We start from the raw sequence: 17,185 nt of genomic DNA on the forward strand, positions 1-17,185 counted from the left end.
GATGCCATTCAAAGGAGATACCACCATGGCAATGAAAATTCGTCTCGCCCGCGCAGGCTCGAAAAAACGTCCGTTTTACCGCATCGTCGCGGCTGACAGCCGGATGCCGCGCGACGGCCGTTTCATCGAGAAACTGGGCACCTACAACCCGCTGCTGCCGAAAGACAGCGAAGAGCGTGTGAAAATGGACATGGAACGCGTTCAGCACTGGCTGGATCAGGGCGCCCAGCCCACCGACCGTATCGCGCGTATGCTGGAAGCTGCCGGCACCCGTGACAAGGCCGAGCGCAACAACCCCAACAAGGGCACACCGGGCAAGAAAGCTCAGGAACGCGCGGAAGAGAAAGCTGCAAAGGCTGCGGAAGCTGCCGAAGCGGCTGCTGCACCGGCTGAAGAAGCGGCTGCAGAAGAATAAGCAGGCCGAAGCGTGCGGGATCAGACCTTTACTGACGCATTTCGCACGCAGTTCGATCTGTTGTTGCGGCTCCGGCGCGATGTGCGCCGGTTCCGCGGCGACGCGGTAGACGAGGCAGTGCTTGCGCACTGCCTCGACGCGTTTCGGCTGGCCCCATCCGTGGGGCTAAGCGAACCCTGGCGCGTGATCCGCGTCGATAGCGCAGCGGCCCGGGCTGCGGCGCTAAGGAATTTCCAAACCGCGAATGATGATGCCCTGGCGGGCTATTCCGGCGACAGGGCGCAGCTTTACAGCCGCCTGAAACTGTCGGGGATGCAGGAAGCGCCGGTGCAACTGGCCGTCTTCTGCGACGACAGTACCGACAAGGGGATGGGTCTTGGCGCGGGCTCGATGCCCGAGATGCGGCGCTATTCCGTGGTCTCTGCCATCACCCTGTTCTGGCTGGCCCTGCGGACTGAGGGGCTGGGGTTGGGCTGGGTATCCATTCTGGACCCCGAACAGATGGCGCGCGATTTGGATGTACCGGACAACTGGCGTCTGATCGGGTATTTCTGTGTCGGATGGCCGGAACAGATATCTGACACCCCCGAACTTGAACAGGTTGGCTGGGAAAACCGGGCCAACAGCCTGAAGATCGAAACAAGGTAGCGCCAAATGTTCGGATTGATACGCCTTCCCATTCTGCTGCTGATCGCCTTTATTGTGGGCGTGTTCTTTGAGCGCAACAATCAGCGCGAAGCCTGCAACGGGCTTGGCGAATGGAGAAACGGGATCTGTTTGACGACGGGGGCTGCCAATGAGTGATCTGATCTGCGTCGGCAGCGTCGCGGGGTCTTATGGTGTACGCGGTGAAGTGCGCCTGAAAAGCTTCTGCGCCGTTCCCGAAGATATCGAGGCGTATTCGCCGCTGACGGATGAATCCGGCAAGGAACGCTATCCAGTGGTTCTGACGCGTACGATCAAGAACGGTTTTGCCGCCCGTCTTGGCGGCGTCGAAACCAAGGAACAGGCGGATGCCCTGAACGGTTTGCGCCTGTTTGCGCGGCGCGATCAGTTGCCCTCGTTGCCCGATGACGAGTTCTACCACACAGACCTGATTGGGCTTGAGGTCTATGACACCGGCGGCACCCTGCTGGGCAAGGTCAAATCCGTGCAGAACCACGGGGCCACGGACCTGCTGGAACTACACGGGCCGGGCCTGAAGGCGACGGTTCTGCTGCCGTTCACGATGCAGGTGGTGCCAACCGTCGATCTGGAACAGGGCCGCATCGTGGCCGACCCGCCCGAAGGCCTAATCTGATGCGACGTGTTCTGCTGCATCTGGGTTTTCACAAGACCGGCATGACGGCAGCACAGTCCTTTCTGCACGAAAACCGCGAGCTGATCTGGCCGCATTTCGCGCTGGTCCTTCCGTATAAGACCCGCAAGGCCGGGTTGAACGAAGCGGCCACGCGCCATTCGATCTATCGTCTGGATGACACGCTGGCAGGGTTTGGCGGTCAGCTGCACACGTTTTTCGACGGTCTGGATTTCGGAGCACGCCGGGGATTGATCCTGAGCGAAGAGAATTTTCTGGGCCTGCGCCCCAGCAGGAACAAAAGCGAAGGATACGGAGCCGCACCCGAACTGGCGGAAACGGTTGTCAGCGTGCTGCGCCGCCGTCTGGTGGGCGAAGAAACCGACATCACCGTCTACCTGTCGTTGCGCAATCGCGATGCGTGGTTGCGCAGCCTTTGGGCCCACGATCTTCACCTGTCGCGCATGGTTCAGGACCTGGACGGCTTTTGCGCCGATCTTGCGCATCTGCCATCGCTACAGGACACGGCGGACCGGATTATTGACCGGTTGCCAACTGTCACGGTACGGACCGCGTGGATGGAAGCGCTGAAAGGTCACCACCTTGGACTGGGCGCACCGTTTGTCGAATTTCTTGGCCTGCCACACGCGAAATCGGCGCGGCTAGTGAAGCCCGCGCATGAAAGCCCTCAGCTTTCCGACGACGTTCTGAGGGAACTGCTGGCCCTGAACCGATCATCGCTGGACGAAACGGCGTTGATCACTCAGAAAAAGGCCCTGATTCGAACCGCCCAATATGAACTGGCCCGCCAGAAATGACTGACAAACCCGGCAAATCCCATGGTCGCAAGGCGATCCGGCCCACGCTGAAACCGCGTGAGTTGATAACACCCACCCCGGACTTGCACGGCGTCTGGAAAGCCAAGATCATCACCCTGTTCCCAACCGCCTTTCCTGGCGTTCTGGGAGAAAGCCTGACCGGCAAGGCCCTGCAAGAGGGGTTGTGGCAGCTGGAAACCGTGGACTTGCGGCAATTCGGCGTCGGCAGACATCGCAACGTGGATGACACGCCAGCCGGGGGCGGCGCGGGTATGGTTTTGCGGCCCGATGTGTTGGGCGAAGCCATCGAGCACACCATGGCGGGCATTCAGGGCAACTGGCCACTGATTTACCTCAGCCCGCGCGGGCGGCGCATGGACCAGCGCATGATGCAGAACCTTGCACGCTGCGATGGCATGACCCTGCTGTGTGGCCGGTTCGAAGGCGTGGATGAGCGCGTGCTGGAGCATTACGGTGTGCAGGAGGTCTCCTTGGGGGATTTCGTGATGACCGGTGGTGAGATTGCGGCACAGGCCCTGATCGATGCCACGGTGCGCCTGATCCCCGGCGTTCTGGGCAATCAGGCCTCGACCGAAGAGGAAAGCTTTTCCTCGGGCCTGCTGGAACATCCGCAATACACCCGCCCGGCGGATTGGAAAGGCCGCCCGATACCAGAGGTTCTGATGTCGGGCCACCACGGCCGCATCGCCGAATGGCGTCACAAGATTGCTGAGGATATAACCCGCGAGCGGCGCCCGGATATCTGGGCCGACTATGCAAAATCCCGGTCGGATTCGTCTGAGTGACAGACCGAATTGTTGCAGACATGCCGCAGGTTCTGTGTTTGCCAGAATTCTATTTGCAGTTGATCATCTTCCAAAATATGCACGTTTGAAAGCCCTGCGTTTTCAGTGCCTTAAAACGAAAGACTAATTGCATTATGAAGAAGTTATTGCTTGGCGCTTTTCTGGTTGCCTCTGCCTGTACGACCAAACCACTGGGGATGTCCGTTCCAACGCAAGCCGGTCACAATCTGCATTCGGCGCGGGTAGCGGTCGATTCCTGTTCTCTGGAAGCTGACGAAGGCGGAAACAGCGCCGTCATCGGGGGATATGCAACGAATATCCTTTTATGGGGTATCCTCATCGGCCCTGCGATTACCGCCCCGATCCAGGACGAACTGCGCACGCAGGGCGAAATCGATCAGGTGGACCACTGCCTGCAAGAGCGCGGTTTCGAACGCCGGGAACTGAGCGCAGGGGAATCGTTCTGGGTGCGCAACGCCTTTGGGGAAGAGCGTGAGCGCCGGTTGGACCATCTGGTTAGCGGCGGCACCATTGAAACCTACGGCGCACCAAAGACCTAACCCCCGACCTTCCATCTGGCCCAGACGTCTGGCGTGCCATTGAAAGTGTTGATGTCCACCCGGCCCTGAACGCCCGGCACCAGACCAGTGCCGGTATATTGCCAGAATCGCCAGACCGCGCGGGGATAGACAGTGCGTGGGTGGCCTGCGACCGATCTCAGCCAGAACTCGGTCTTGGGCAGGCGCCCGATATCGGTGTCTTCATAGAAATCCACCGTGGTATAGACGATCGGGCGGCGGCCATAATGTCGTTCGAGAATGTCCAGAAAATGCTGCGCCTCGGCCCGGACGGTTCTGCCATCGGGGCGCAGCGTGCAGGTCTTGGAATGCGGCGTCCATTCCATATCCAGCACATGCGGCAGGTCTGCCCCTTTGGGCACGTTCTGGATGAACCAGCGGGCCTGTTCCCGGGCCGAACGGCAGAAATAATAATAGTGATAGGCGCCCCAGGGCACACCGGCCGACTGCGCGCCGCGGCGGTGATCGTCGAACAGGGGATCTGCCACGTCACCGCCTTCAGTGGCTTTCAGAAACACAAAGCTGACACCTGATGCCCGGGCCGTGCGCCAGTCAATCGGCCCCTGCCAGCGTGACACGTCAAGGCCATGGATCGGGTATTGTCCGGGGTGGCTCCCTTCCCAGTCATGGGGATCCGCGTCGCCAAAATCGGGGTAGATCACAAGTGGTGCTGTCCTGTCCACGCCCGGAACGGGTTCGACTGCCTGAGGTTTCGGGCCGCCTCGACCGCAAGACATCAGCGCAACGGCCGTTATGGCCAGCATGAATGCCAATCGCATCATAGGGTCCTGTCTGAAATATCTGCTCATATTATTTGCCTCAGAATGCCTGATCTGGGCCGCTTGGCAACGCCTTAGTTTCAGGCTGGCGGATTCCTACCGGCCCGTTGGGCAAGACAGGGCGTTTTTCCCTTGATCCCTGCCTGCAATACCCTTAAACGACCGCAATCCGGTGCCGCGTTCTGCGACTCCGGTGTTTTGGTTTGCACCATGGCGTGATGTCCCGTTTTCTTCGGCAGGGATGCGCCGGGTCAGGCCAGACCAAAGGAACATTCGATCTGACCTCTGGCGGGCTGTACGCAGGACCCGGTGAAGACCAAGAGCTCTCAGGCCGTGCCCAACTTCGTGGACCAACCACGAGCAGATAGGAGAAAATGCGATGGACCTGATCGCACAGCTTGAGGCGGAACAGATTGCCGCCCTGGGGAAAGACATCCCCGATTTCAAAGCCGGTGACACTATCCGTGTCGGCTATAAAGTGACCGAAGGGTCGCGCACCCGTGTGCAGAACTACGAAGGCGTCTGCATCGCGCGCAACAACGGCAGCGGCATTGCCGGTTCGTTCACCGTTCGCAAGATTTCGTTTGGCGAAGGCGTGGAGCGTGTATTCCCGCTGTATTCGACCAATATCGACAGCATCACCGTTGTCCGCCGCGGCCGCGTTCGTCGCGCCAAACTGTACTATCTGCGCACCCGTCGCGGTAAATCCGCGCGTATCGCAGAGGTTTCCAACTACAAGCCCAAAGCTGGCGCCGAAGCGTAAGGAGCGGAAAGATGAAAAAAGACATCCATCCCGATTATCACGTCATCGACGTCAAGATGACCGATGGCACCATCGTTCAGATGAAATCCACCTGGGGCAGCGAAGGCGACCAGCTGGCACTGGAGATCGACCCTTCGGTACACCCTGCATGGACCGGTGGTTCGTCGCGCCTGTTGGACGCTGGCGGCCGCGTGTCGAAGTTCAAGAAGAAATACGAAGGTCTGGGTTTCTAAACCTTTGCCAAAGTCTTTCAAAGGAAGGTCGCCAAAGGGCGGCCTTCTTTCGTTTCAGGCCCCTTTTTCCCCGGTTTCTGATCCTTTGGTTTTGTAAGTTCAGCCGCGTCGTGCAATGGCGGAACCGGACCGCGCAACAGCAGCAGCGCGATCACCAGCCCTATACTGGCGGCGATCGCGGCCATGAGCATCGCCGCATCAAAGGCATTATCCCGCAGATCACGCAGCGCCCCGGCCAGCGCTGAACCAGTTGACGGGTCAAGCCCGGCAATCAGCTGTTCCACCTGTGTTGCCGTGCCATGTGTCAGGGCGCGCGCAAGGTCGTCGCGCTGCGTCGATCCGGCGGGCAGCGCGGTGATGACTTCTGACAGGCCCGAGCGGATGGTCAGAGCTTCGGCCAGACCGCCGACAACCGATCCCATCGTGGCCCCGAAATACAGGAATGCGTTGATCACCCCGGACCCCTGTCCGACATGTTCGTCGGGCAGCAAGCGAAGCCCAAGACGGGGCAGCAACGAAAAACAGATGCCGATGCCAACCCCCACAATGATCAGTTTCCACCAGATTTCAGCATAGCTGTCGATATTCGAGGTTGTTGTCAAAAGCAGGAAGCCGCAGGCCATCAACCCCATTGCAGCACTCACCGGCCATTGGAAACTGTATGGCGCAAGCAGGCGCGGCGCGGTGACAGAAATGACAAACATGCTCAGGCTCAGGGGCAGGATTGCCACGCCCGCCTCAACCGGTGAATAGCCGAACGCATCCGGGGACTGGACGAACACGTTGAAGTAGACAAAGAAACAGAACAACGCAAATCCCGCAAAGAACATCCCCGTTGCCGCCATAAGATAGCGCGGATGCCGGAAGTACCGGAACTCGACCAGCGGATCGTCGCTGCGCCGCGAGGTGTAGACCAGACCGACAACTGCCAAAGCGGCGACACCCAAAGGAACGATGGTCAGGGCATTGTCCCATCCGTGTGCCTCACCGTTGCTGAGCGCGAAAGACAATGGGCCCAGCAGCAAGACAATGGCAATCGCCCCTGCGGTATCGAATTTTGCACCCTGAAGGCGCGTATCCGGGACATAGTTTTTCCTGCTGACCTGCAGGCCGATCACAAACGCAATGGCAAGCAGCACAAGGTCTGTGGCGAATACCCCGCGCCAGCTTAGAAAGTTGGCAAAGCTTCCTCCGACTATGGGCCCGACGCCTATCGCAAGGCCCACGATTGCGCCCCACACACCGGTCACACTGGCCCGTTGTTCCTCGGGCGTTGCGGCGGTCAGCAGGGACAATGAGGTGCCGAACAGGGCCGCAGCCCCTGCCCCTTGCGCGCCACGCCCGATCAGCAGCATCGCCGCGTTCTGTGAAAACAGCACCGAAGCCGAGCCACAGGCAAACACGATCATGCCAAAGAAAAAGACACCCATCTTGCCCGTGATATCCCCAAGCCGGCTTACAATCGTCACAAGGGCCGCACTGGCCACCGTATAGATCGCCATCACCCATTGCAGACCCGAGGGCGTCAGATCGAACTCGGCCTTCAGATATGGAAGGATGGTCGCAACAGCAGTTGTGTTGAAGCCAACGACCATCATGCAAATGGCCGTCATTGCAAGAACAACGCGTGAACCGCCTGAACTGTCCGCAGCAGTGTCCGGCATGCCTATGCCCCTTTCACCTGCTTTGAAGATGAACCGAAGAGGACCCGTGCAAAGCCTGCAAGGTTATTCGGTGTAAATCTGTTTGGTATTTAACCAAATTTTCCGCCCCCCGCATAGTTTTCACGATCCGGACCAAGCGGCGTCACCGCGAAAGGACCCTTTGGGAGCGCGATCTGTACATGTGTGAATCAGGCAAACGGCGCGATTGATTCCAGTGCGGATCGTTGCATGCAGCGGTTGTTCAAGATGTTCGGGACTAGGCGCCGACACGGCGATATCGCTGCCAAGACCGTGATCGGATAGCCGATCAAGGCAGATCACCAGACTGGTGCCTTCCCGTAACCCGCGCACGGCGCTGTGTTTTCCAAAATAGAGTCCGATAATGCCCAAAAGCGCCGCTTGAGGTTCTTTTCATCGCATGCGACACAACATATAGTGGGTGCCAACAACGTGTAGTCAAACACGGCAAGACTTGGGAATACAAGCATGGCACATATCATTGTGGTCGGGAACGAAAAAGGCGGCGCTGGAAAATCGACCGTGTCGATGCATGTGGCAACCGCACTGGCCCGACTGGGGCACAAGGTCAGCACGCTTGATCTGGACCTGCGGCAACGCAGCCTTGGACGGTATTTCGAGAACCGGAACAACTTTCTGAAAAGCGCGGACCTGACGCTGCCCGGCCCACGCCATCACGACCTGCCCGAGATCGATGCCAGCACGCTGAAGCCGGGCGAGAATATCTACGACCACCGCCTGTCTGCTGCCGTGTCGCAACTGGAAAGCGACAGCGACTTTATCCTGATCGACTGCCCCGGCTCCCATACACGCCTGAGCCAGGTGGCCCATTCGCTGGCCGACACGCTGATCACCCCTTTGAACGACAGTTTCATCGATTTTGACCTGCTGGCGCGGATTGATTCAAAGGGTGAGAAAATCCTTGGCCCGTCCGTCTATTCCGAGATGGTCTGGAACGCCCGCCAATTACGGGCGCAGGCCGGGCTGAAGCCCATCGACTGGGTCGTTGTGCGCAACCGTGTCGGGACCCAGCGCATGGTCAACAAGGAAAAGATGCAGCGCGCGATCGAAATGCTGTCGCAGCGCATCGGCTTCCGCGTCGCTTCGGGCTTTTCCGAACGGGTGATCTTTCGCGAACTGTTTCCCCGCGGCCTGACCCTGCTGGATCTCAAGGATATTGGCGTCAAACAGCTGAACATCTCGAACATCGCAGCACGGCAGGAACTGCGCGACATGATGCGAGAGCTGAACCTGCCGGGTGTCGAAGTCGATTTCTGATCAGTTGTATTGGAGGCTGGTCTGCGGACTTTGCGGCCTTTACTTCTTTGCCGGTTGCTTTTTGAACTAACCCTCGGGCGAAGGTCACTTGCACTTGAGTGCCATGAGCTTGCCGGATCGTTCATACTCGGAGGCCATTGTGTAAGCTGCGCCCAGAGCTTCGACTTGAGCAGGCAAGGATATATCTGCATAAAGTCGAGTTGCTTTTTCGATCTCGCCTGCTTCGAGAAGCGGTGCCATTTCAAGTCCGGTCGCAACTATCTTTTCGGCGTTTTCCTTAATCTCACCCAAGCGCCGGGATGCTTCCTCTTCCAGCTTCATGCGGCGCGCGGAAATGAGAAGTGAGTTGATAGAGCTCTGCCCCTTGTCCATTCGCTTGCGAAGAAAGCCGGTTGGGCCAAAAAAGCCTCCATCATCAGCGCTGCTTAACGTAACACCGGTTTGAACTTCGATGATGGCCTCCGACTGACCCTGCATCAGTGTCGCAACTTCCAGCTGCAACTTTTGGAAGACGAAGGACTTGCCCTGGATTTGAGCCAACGTTGCCATGCTGCAACCCTCTGCGAAAACCGGCGGTCCCGTCATGCCGAAACACATCAATGTAAGGACGGCAAATTTGATCTTGGAAACCTTCAGTTCTCGACCATTGCGCATCATTGAAAACACTCCTCGCATCATGCGTTCAAGTGAAAATAACACGGCTGGTCGAATGCATTCGATCTATTTGCCGAATCGGCCTTCTTTCCTATGACCGCCAAGGGCTCAAACCCGCCATTTGTTCACATCCTCACTATTCTCGAACATCCGCTCCAACCCGCCGCTCGTACCCAGCGAAACAAAGGTGCTCCCTCACGCCTTTCAGCTTTGGAACCGCTGAACGGAACAGCCTCGGTTTCACCCGGTAACTGATGGCCCGCCGGGACTGTATACCGTGAACAGCTCTTTGGGTTCGTTCACCCCGCGCAGCATGTAGCGCCCGACCGAGATGAGGTCTTGTGCGCAGGGGCGTGCCGCGACCGCGACGTCGTCCGAGATCAGGATTCTCTGACCCAGCGACCGGTGCATTCCCGCGATTCGGGCGGCCTGATTGACGGCGGGGCCGATCACTGTGAAATCCAGCCGTGTTTCGGACCCGATATTGCCATACAGGATTTCGCCGGAATGCAGGGCCAGCGTGAAATTCGCAACCGGCAGCCCCTGTGCCTGACGTCGGGCGTTCAATTCATCCATACGGGCTTGCAGCAAGGGCACCGCGCTGAGTGCGGCACGGGCGTCCTCGTCGATTTCGCCGACATCGAACATGGCCATCAGCCCATCGCCCATGAATTTCAGGATATTCCCACCCTTGTCGTGCACAACGCCCACGGCCACAGCCAGGTAATCATTCAGCATGTCGATGATCTCGTGGCCCGGCAGGTCTTCTGACAGGTTGGTGAACCCTTCCAGATCGAAATTCCAGATCACCGCATCGATCTGCTGCAATGATCCGCGACGAATCTCACCTGACAGGACGCGGCGCCCGGCATCACGACCCAGATAGACCCGCATCAGGTCTTCGGTCAGGTTCTGGTTCTTGGCGGATTTGAGCGCCAGCCCCAGATGCGGCAATACCGCATGAATGTGCCTGAGATCTCTGTCATCAAACCCGGACGGCGCATCGCTGGTCCAGGACATCAGGACGCCATCACTGACCTTTTTGGTACCGTCGGGGCGCATCTTTCCCGCCCCCTCATACGAGATGCCGGTGGCATAATAATCGGTCGCCCCAACCTCTCTCAGGTCGTTCAACAATGGAAAGCGGCTGGGTTCATTATGGTCGACAAGTTTGACCCGGATTTCATCCAGATCCTCGTTCAGCAGCGCATAAAGCGGGCTTTGTTGCCACATTTCGCTGGGCGTATCCGTGTTTTCAAACTTCTCGGATTCAACACCGGTGCTTTTGTACCAGCTATATCCGGTTCCGCCATAAACCGGGTGCAAGGTTGACTGCGCCGCATGAAACCGCACCAGCGGAATGCCCATATCGACCAGACTGGTGCAGAACCCTTCCAGCAACTCTTCCTGCCCGGCACCCTCAAGCCCCTTTTGGACCAACCAGTCGATCAGGGTGTGTGTGGATACCTTGGCAGGTTCAAATGACGTCATTTCAAATTCCGTATCAAGCATGACACACATCTGGGGACGGCAGGCGCCAATTACCAGTGGTCAATCCACGCCTGCCAACCGTCGCAACATCTGGCGCAGCAAGGCGGCCTCTTTTTCGCTGAACAGGCCCGACAGCGTGGCGTCATAGCTTGCGGCCACCCCGTACAAGTCGCGATACACGGCTTGCCCGGCTGGTGTCAGTGTCAGCCATTCCGCCCGCCGATCAGCCTCGTCCCGTGTGCGTTTCAGGTACCGGCGCTCCTCGAGCTTGGCAACTGCACGGCTGATCTTGGTTTTGTGCATTCCGGCCCGTTCACCAATTTCCTTGGCGGTCATTTCGCCAAACAGCCCCAGATGGAACAGCACCCGCCATTCGGTTCTGAGCATTCCGTACCGTCCCTTGTAGACAGCCTGAAATTCCAACGAGGCGCGCTCGGCTGCCTGGTTCAGCAGAAACGGCAGAAAATTCTGCAGGAAAAAGTCATCATTTTTTTCAGATTCGTCGTGTGTCATGCTTGTTAGTTACAAAATCAACTATTAACCGACAAGCAGCAAACGGAGGAATACGTAATGAACCGTCCGACGGATCCGCATTCATTGACGCAAGCAGCAACGCCTGTTGGTACCCATGCCGGTTACATGCCCGGCTTTGGCAACGACTTTGAAACCGAGGCGCTGCCCGATGCGCTGCCGCAGGGGATGAACAGCCCGCAAAGGTGCAACTACGGACTTTATGGTGAACAGCTGAGCGGCACGGCGTTTACCGCCAACCCGCCTGAACGCACCTGGTGCTATCGTATTCGCCCGTCGGTAAAGCATTCGCACCGTTACGAAAAGATCGACTTGCCCTATTGGAAATCGGCCCCGTGCATCGACCCGGACGTGATCAGCCTGGGCCAGTATCGCTGGGACCCGGTGCCGCATTCCGATGAAGGTCTGAACTGGATGACCGGGATGCGGACCATGACGACGGCCGGGGATGTGAACACCCAGGTTGGCATGGCCTGCCACATTTATCTAGTTACCGAATCCATGGTCGACGACTATTTCTTCTCGGCTGATTCCGAGTTGCTGGTGGTGCCACAGGAAGGACGCCTGCGCTTTGCGACCGAACTGGGAATCATTGACCTTGAGCCCAAGGAAATCGCGATCATCCCGCGTGGACTGCTTTACCGGGTTGAAGTTCTGGAAGGCCCGGCACGTGGCTTTGTGTGCGAGAATTACGGCCAGAAGTTTGAACTGCCGGGTCGCGGCCCGATCGGGGCCAACTGCATGGCCAACCCGCGCGATTTCAAAGCTCCGGTCGCTGCCTATGAGGATCGTGAAACCCCTTCGACCGTGACGATCAAATGGTGCGGCCAGTTTCACACCACGAAAATCGGACACAGCCCGCTGGATGTGGTGGCGTGGCACGGCAATTATGCACCCTACAAATACGATCTGCGCAATTATTGCCCGGTCGGCGCCATCCTGTTTGACCATCCCGACCCGTCGATCTTTACCGTTCTGACGGCGCCTTCCGGCCAGCCTGGTACTGCAAATATTGACTTTGTCCTGTTCCGCGAACGCTGGATGGTGATGGAAGACACGTTCCGCCCACCGTGGTATCACAAGAACATCATGTCGGAACTGATGGGCAACATCTACGGTCAATATGATGCGAAACCGCAGGGCTTCGTTCCCGGTGGCACCAGTCTGCACAACATGATGATCCCGCATGGCCCCGACAGGGAAGCCTTTGACAAAGCATCCTATTCCAATCTGGGGCCGGAAAAGCTGGACCAGACGATGTCGTTCATGTTCGAAACCCGGTTCCCCCAGCACCTGACGCCGTTTGCCGCCAATGAGGCACCGTTGCAGGACGACTATATCGATTGCTGGACATCGCTAGAGAAGAAGTTCGACGGCACACCGGGCAAGAAGTGACCCTCAGACTGGGTTACCCGGACAGCACCCGTCCTGATGGCGATGAACATACCCATTCCGGTTGCAGGCGTACTGTCGCTGCAACCGGAAAACAAAGACGGGGCCTTGGCAGCCGACCTGCCGCAACCGCGCCCGTTCTGGGCTTTGGCGCCTGTCTTTCAGGGGTTATGATCGTTTCGAACCACGTACCAAGTACAACAAAATAGGGGCAAAATATGCCTTTGATGAAATCCTGGGTGGCCTCGGCCAACGACGCGGCGCATCCGTTTCCACTGAACAACCTGCCTTACGGTGTCTTCTCGACCGAAGGCGATGATCCGCGCTGCGGCGTGGCCATCGGTGACATGATCCTGGACGTTACCGCCGCCGAAGCCGAAGGCCTGATCACCCTGACCGATGAACCGCTGTTCGATCTGCCGTTCTGGAACCCCCTGATGGAGGAAGGCCCCGCTGTCTGGACCGCCCTGCGTGAGCGGCTGATCAGCCTTCTGGCGGACGGCTCGGACGAACAAAGCAAGGTCGAACCGCTGCTTGTACCACAGGCCGAAGCCGAGATGCACTTGCCCTTCGCGGTCAGCGAATACACCGATTTCTATGCCGGGCGGAACCATGCCTTCAACGTGGGCACCATGTTTCGTGGCCCGGAAAACGCGCTGCCGCCGAACTGGTTGCACATTCCGATTGGTTATAACGGACGGGCGTCCTCGGTCGTGGTGTCCGGCACGGATATCCGCCGCCCTTGGGGACAGCTGAAATTCCCCGATCAGGACCTGCCCGCCTTCCTGCCCAGCCGCCGCTTTGATATCGAGTTGGAGATGGGTGCGATTGTCGGCACGCCCTCGGATGGCCCGATCACGGTTCAGGAAGCTGACGACCACATCTTCGGCTACGTTCTGCTGAACGACTGGTCGGCACGTGATATACAGGCCTGGGAATACCAGCCGCTGGGTCCGTTTCAGGCCAAGGCAACCGCAACCTCGATCAGCCCTTGGATCGTGACCAAGGCAGCCCTCGAGCCGTTCCGCTGTGATACGCCAGCCCGCGAGTTCGCGCTGCTGGACCACCTCAAGGATTGCGGCCCGATGCTTTATGACATCGATCTGGCCGTCACCATGGCACCCGAAGGCAAGGACGCCACGACCATCGCGCGGACCAACTACAACCAGATGTATTATTCCGCCGCGCAACAATTGGCCCACCACACCACATCGGGATGCCCGATGAACACCGGCGACCTGCTGGGGTCAGGCACCATATCCGGACCAACCAAGCCCGAACGCGGATCGTTGCTGGAACTCAGCTGGGGTGGGAAAGAGCCGCTGACGCTGAACACAGGTGAAACCCGCAGCTTCATCGAAGACGGCGACACGATGACCCTGACCGGCGCGGCCAGGGGCGACGGCTATACGATCGGGTTCGGCGACTGCACCGGCACCGTTCTGCCTGCACTCAATTCCCCATTCGAGCGATGACGCACTGAGCTTCATCTTTTCCCAAATACTCCCGCCGGAGGCATCCAATCCCTGCCTTCCGCGCAACCGCAAAAGGACAAAACCAAGATGGCCAAAGCATTCGCGTCCCAGGGGGACATGTCGGAAAAGAAAATCTCGTTCACCGAAGTGGGCGAGGGGCTCTATGCTTTCACCGCCGAGGGCGACCCGAACTCGGGCGTGATCATCGGCGATGACAGCGTGATGATCGTCGAGGCGCAGGCGACCCCGCGCCTGGCCAACAAGGTGATCGAATGCGTGCGGTCTGTGACCGACAAGCCGATCACCCACGTGGCCCTGACCCATTATCACGCTGTACGGGTTTTAGGTGCCAGCGCTTTTGGAGCACAACAGATCCTGATGTCCGACATGGCCCGCGCCATGGTGGTTGAACGCGGTCAGGAAGACTGGGACAGCGAATTCCAGCGCTTCCCGCGCCTGTTCGAAGGGCATGAAAGCATCCCCGGCCTGACCTGGCCCACAACCACATTCAGCGACACGATGACCGTTTATCTGGGCAACCGCCGGATCGACCTGATGCATCTGGGGCGCGCCCATACCGCCGGTGATATCGTCATCCATGTGCCTGACCAGAACGTGATGTTCACCGGCGACATCGTCGAATATCACTCGGCCTGCTATTGCGGCGACGGGCATTTCAGCGACTGGGGCGACACGCTGGACGAGATCAAGTGGTTCGATGTCGACGCCATCGCACCGGGACGCGGCGACGCGCTGGTTGGCAAGGACATGGTCAATGCCGCCATCGAAAACACCCGCGATTTCGTCGAAAGCACCTACCGCCCCGCAGCCAAGGTTGCGGCGCGCGGTGGCAGCCTGAAAGAGGCATGGGACGCAGTCCGCGCCGAATGTGACCCTAAATTCGCCAGTTACGCGATCTACGAACACTGCCTGCCGTTCAACGTCGCCCGCGCCTATGACGAAGCCCGCGGTATCGACACGCCTCGCATCTGGACCGCCCAACGCGATCTTGAGATGTGGGAGGCCCTGCAGGGGTAAGGAAAAACGGCCCAGTTTGATCCAGATCGTTTTAGGCGGCGGGATTCAGTGAAACCATATGCCAAAGGCTTCGGCACGTGCTGCCGGGGCACAGGACATGCAGCACTTTGGCGCATCTGCTTGGGGGGAAGCCCATGAACAAGATCTTTGAAACTCCGCTTTACGGCTATGAACGCAGCCCCGATCAGGACAGCCCGACGCCGGTTCGGCACAAGGTTATCGTGATCGGCGCGGGTCCGGTTGGTCTGGCCGCCGCGATTGATCTGGCGCAGCAAGGGGTCGACGTCGTGGTTCTGGACGAGAATGACAAGGTCAGTTTCGGCAGCCGCGCCATCTGTTTCTCGCAACGCACGCTGGAAATTGCCGACCGGCTGGGATGCGGACGCCGACTGGTCGACAAGGGCGTCCTGTGGGATCGGGGCAAGGTCTTCTTCGATGACCGACAGGTCTATGACTTCAACCTGCAACCGGAACTAGGTTATGCCAACCCTGCCTTCATCAACCTTCAGCAATACCATTTTGAGAACTATTTTGTTGAACGGGTCCGCGAGTTGCAGGCAGAAGGCGCACCGATTGAGATACGCGGGCGCAACAAGGTCGAGGCGATTGGCACGCATGACGATCACGTGCGGCTGGAGGTCGGGACGCCCGAAGGACCTTACACAATCGAAGCCGATTGGCTGATTGCCTGTGATGGCGCGACCTCCCCCGCCCGGCGGATGTTGGGCATTGATTTCGAAGGACGGATTTTCGAAGACAACTTCCTGATTGCAGACGTGATCATGGATGTGGATTTTCCGTCTGAACGCTGGTTCTGGTTCGATCCGCCGTTCAATCGCGGGCAATCCGCATTGTTGCATAAACAGCCCGACAATGTATGGCGCATCGACTTGCAGCTGGGTTGGGATATCGACAAGGAACGCGAAAAGCGCCCCGAGAACGTGATCCCCCGCCTCAAGGCGATGCTTGGGGATGATGTCGAGTTTGAGCTAGAATGGGTCTCGATCTATACGTTCCAGTGCCGTCGCATGGAAAGCTTCCGCAAGGGCCGTGTCCTGTTTGCGGGCGACAGCGCGCATCAGGTCAGCCCCTTTGGCGCGCGCGGGGCCAATTCCGGTCTTCAGGACACCGACAACCTGTGTTGGAAACTGAAGCTGGTTCTGGATGGGAAAGCACCTGAAACTCTGCTGGACAGCTACAACGCCGAACGCGTGTACGGGGCGGACGAGAACATCCTGAATTCCAGCCGGTCGACCGATTTCATTACCCCGAAATCCGAGATGTCGCGGATCCTGCGCGATGCGGTACTGGACCTGAGCGAGCATTATGACTTCGCCCGCCCGCTGGTGAATTCTGGCCGCCTGAGCCAGCCCTGCACCTATGATGGATCTTCGCTGAATTCTGCGGACGCGCTGAACGGCCCCGCCGGAACGCGACCGGGTTCGGCCTGTCCCGACGCTCCGCTTGGTAACGAGTTTCTGCTGCCCAAGCTTGCAGGCAAGTTCACGCTTTTGACCATCGATGCAGACGCCCCTGACACCCTGGAAGAAGATGGGATCGAGGTCACGCGACTGGCGCTGTCGGTCAAGGATGACATGACGCTGGCCCTGAAACGCCGCTATCTGGGCGACGCGACCAGCGCAGTCTACCTGATCCGCCCGGACCAGCATGTGGCGGCCCGGCGTGACAGTTACGAAGAAAACACCTTCCGGCACGCGATCCGCAGAGCCTGCGGTAAGGAGTAAGCCCCATGTTAGACCTGATCCTAACCCCGAACATCAAAGACGCCGATGACTTCTATGCCGAACTTCTGGCCGCACATGAGGGCCTGGAAAAAGCCGACAGCGACGCGCTGAATGCGCGGCTGGTGCTGGTGCTGGCCAACCACATCGGTGACAGTGCAGTGCTGACGGACGCCCTTCGCGCTGCCGCTTTGACTGACAATTGACAGGCCC

Annotated in this window: 21 protein-coding genes; 16 read left to right on the top strand and 5 right to left on the bottom strand. The window is 58.7% G+C overall.

Features of this window, described 5'->3' with window-relative positions:
- The first annotated feature begins 25 nt into the window (after positions 1-25).
- The 7 genes from rpsP (at position 26) to ACR0BF_RS01915 (ending at position 3,896) form a co-directional block, all read left to right on the top strand.
- A complete protein-coding gene (rpsP, locus tag ACR0BF_RS01885; RefSeq protein WP_209506119.1) occupies positions 26-415 on the top strand; it encodes a 30S ribosomal protein S16 in 390 nt (129 codons plus the stop codon).
- Between the two features lie 12 nt (positions 416-427).
- Positions 428-1,063, top strand: coding sequence for a 5,6-dimethylbenzimidazole synthase (bluB, locus tag ACR0BF_RS01890; protein ID WP_480624156.1), 636 nt, complete (start codon positions 428-430; stop codon positions 1,061-1,063).
- Between the two features lie 6 nt (positions 1,064-1,069).
- A complete protein-coding gene (locus tag ACR0BF_RS01895) occupies positions 1,070-1,219 on the top strand; it encodes a hypothetical protein (protein ID WP_162896811.1) in 150 nt (49 codons plus the stop codon).
- Entirely contained in the window at positions 1,212-1,715 is a 504-nt protein-coding gene (rimM, locus tag ACR0BF_RS01900; RefSeq protein WP_480519415.1) for a ribosome maturation factor RimM, read from the top strand. The genes ACR0BF_RS01895 and rimM overlap by 8 nt, the downstream gene beginning before the upstream one ends.
- Positions 1,715-2,530 carry a hypothetical protein gene (locus ACR0BF_RS01905; RefSeq protein WP_480624157.1) on the top strand — a complete coding sequence of 272 codons (816 nt, stop codon included), beginning with the start codon at positions 1,715-1,717 and terminating at the stop codon, positions 2,528-2,530. Before rimM ends, ACR0BF_RS01905 begins: the two co-directional genes overlap by 1 nt.
- Positions 2,527-3,336 carry a tRNA (guanosine(37)-N1)-methyltransferase TrmD gene (trmD, locus tag ACR0BF_RS01910; RefSeq protein WP_480624158.1) on the top strand — a complete coding sequence of 270 codons (810 nt, stop codon included), beginning with the start codon at positions 2,527-2,529 and terminating at the stop codon, positions 3,334-3,336. Before ACR0BF_RS01905 ends, trmD begins: the two co-directional genes overlap by 4 nt.
- A 134-nt stretch (positions 3,337-3,470) precedes the next feature.
- Complete coding sequence (locus tag ACR0BF_RS01915; RefSeq protein ID WP_480624159.1) at positions 3,471-3,896, top strand: hypothetical protein; 426 nt, start codon at positions 3,471-3,473, stop codon at positions 3,894-3,896.
- Here ACR0BF_RS01915 and ACR0BF_RS01920 read toward each other — a convergent pair.
- Positions 3,893-4,693, bottom strand: coding sequence for a glycoside hydrolase family 25 protein (locus tag ACR0BF_RS01920; protein ID WP_480624160.1), 801 nt, complete (start codon positions 4,691-4,693; stop codon positions 3,893-3,895). The genes ACR0BF_RS01915 and ACR0BF_RS01920 overlap by 4 nt on opposite strands.
- 379 nt (positions 4,694-5,072) lie before the next feature.
- Here ACR0BF_RS01920 and rplS point away from each other — a divergent pair, with 379 nt between their 5' ends.
- Both rplS and rpmE read left to right on the top strand, forming a co-directional pair.
- Positions 5,073-5,456 carry a 50S ribosomal protein L19 gene (rplS, locus tag ACR0BF_RS01925; protein ID WP_480473935.1) on the top strand — a complete coding sequence of 128 codons (384 nt, stop codon included), beginning with the start codon at positions 5,073-5,075 and terminating at the stop codon, positions 5,454-5,456.
- A gap of 11 nt (positions 5,457-5,467) precedes the next feature.
- A complete protein-coding gene (rpmE, locus tag ACR0BF_RS01930; RefSeq protein ID WP_480473936.1) occupies positions 5,468-5,689 on the top strand; it encodes a 50S ribosomal protein L31 in 222 nt (73 codons plus the stop codon).
- Between the two features lie 17 nt (positions 5,690-5,706).
- Here the strand turns inward: rpmE and ACR0BF_RS01935 are convergent, their stop codons facing one another.
- The gene (locus ACR0BF_RS01935; RefSeq protein ID WP_480624161.1) at positions 5,707-7,353 is read right to left on the bottom strand and encodes an MFS transporter; all 1,647 of its coding nucleotides are present in this window, start codon (positions 7,351-7,353) and stop codon (positions 5,707-5,709) included.
- A 486-nt stretch (positions 7,354-7,839) separates the two neighbouring features.
- On the opposite strand from ACR0BF_RS01935, the gene ACR0BF_RS01940 reads away from it, so the two are divergent.
- Positions 7,840-8,649, top strand: a complete 810-nt coding sequence (locus ACR0BF_RS01940) for a division plane positioning ATPase MipZ (RefSeq protein WP_480624162.1) — start codon at positions 7,840-7,842, stop codon at positions 8,647-8,649.
- 84 nt (positions 8,650-8,733) lie between these two features.
- Here the strand turns inward: ACR0BF_RS01940 and ACR0BF_RS01945 are convergent, their stop codons facing one another.
- The 3 genes from ACR0BF_RS01945 to ACR0BF_RS01955 form a co-directional block, all read right to left on the bottom strand.
- Positions 8,734-9,306 (bottom strand): hypothetical protein, encoded by a 573-nt coding sequence (locus ACR0BF_RS01945; protein WP_480473939.1) that lies wholly within the window; start codon positions 9,304-9,306, stop codon positions 8,734-8,736.
- Positions 9,307-9,543: 237 nt separating this feature from the next.
- Complete coding sequence (locus ACR0BF_RS01950) at positions 9,544-10,815, bottom strand: adenylate/guanylate cyclase domain-containing protein (protein ID WP_480624163.1); 1,272 nt, start codon at positions 10,813-10,815, stop codon at positions 9,544-9,546.
- Positions 10,816-10,854: 39 nt separating this feature from the next.
- Positions 10,855-11,307: a MarR family winged helix-turn-helix transcriptional regulator gene (locus ACR0BF_RS01955; protein WP_480519403.1), complete on the bottom strand. Its 453-nt coding sequence runs from the start codon at positions 11,305-11,307 to the stop codon at positions 10,855-10,857.
- A gap of 57 nt (positions 11,308-11,364) precedes the next feature.
- Here ACR0BF_RS01955 and hmgA point away from each other — a divergent pair, with 57 nt between their 5' ends.
- From hmgA to ACR0BF_RS01985, 6 genes are all read left to right on the top strand, one after another.
- Entirely contained in the window at positions 11,365-12,720 is a 1,356-nt protein-coding gene (gene hmgA / locus ACR0BF_RS01960) for a homogentisate 1,2-dioxygenase (RefSeq protein ID WP_267365046.1), read from the top strand.
- A gap of 36 nt (positions 12,721-12,756) precedes the next feature.
- Complete coding sequence (locus ACR0BF_RS01965; RefSeq protein WP_480473942.1) at positions 12,757-12,891, top strand: hypothetical protein; 135 nt, start codon at positions 12,757-12,759, stop codon at positions 12,889-12,891.
- 44 nt (positions 12,892-12,935) lie between these two features.
- Entirely contained in the window at positions 12,936-14,192 is a 1,257-nt protein-coding gene (fahA, locus tag ACR0BF_RS01970) for a fumarylacetoacetase (RefSeq protein ID WP_480624164.1), read from the top strand.
- Between the two features lie 87 nt (positions 14,193-14,279).
- Positions 14,280-15,230 carry an MBL fold metallo-hydrolase gene (locus ACR0BF_RS01975; RefSeq protein WP_209598814.1) on the top strand — a complete coding sequence of 317 codons (951 nt, stop codon included), beginning with the start codon at positions 14,280-14,282 and terminating at the stop codon, positions 15,228-15,230.
- 134 nt (positions 15,231-15,364) lie between these two features.
- A complete protein-coding gene (locus ACR0BF_RS01980) occupies positions 15,365-16,975 on the top strand; it encodes an FAD-dependent oxidoreductase (RefSeq protein ID WP_480624165.1) in 1,611 nt (536 codons plus the stop codon).
- 5 nt (positions 16,976-16,980) lie between these two features.
- Positions 16,981-17,178, top strand: a complete 198-nt coding sequence (locus ACR0BF_RS01985) for a DUF2783 domain-containing protein (protein WP_480624166.1) — start codon at positions 16,981-16,983, stop codon at positions 17,176-17,178.
- Positions 17,179-17,185: the final 7 nt, after the last annotated feature.

It is taken from the genome of Ruegeria sp. AG7, assembly GCF_056541545.1.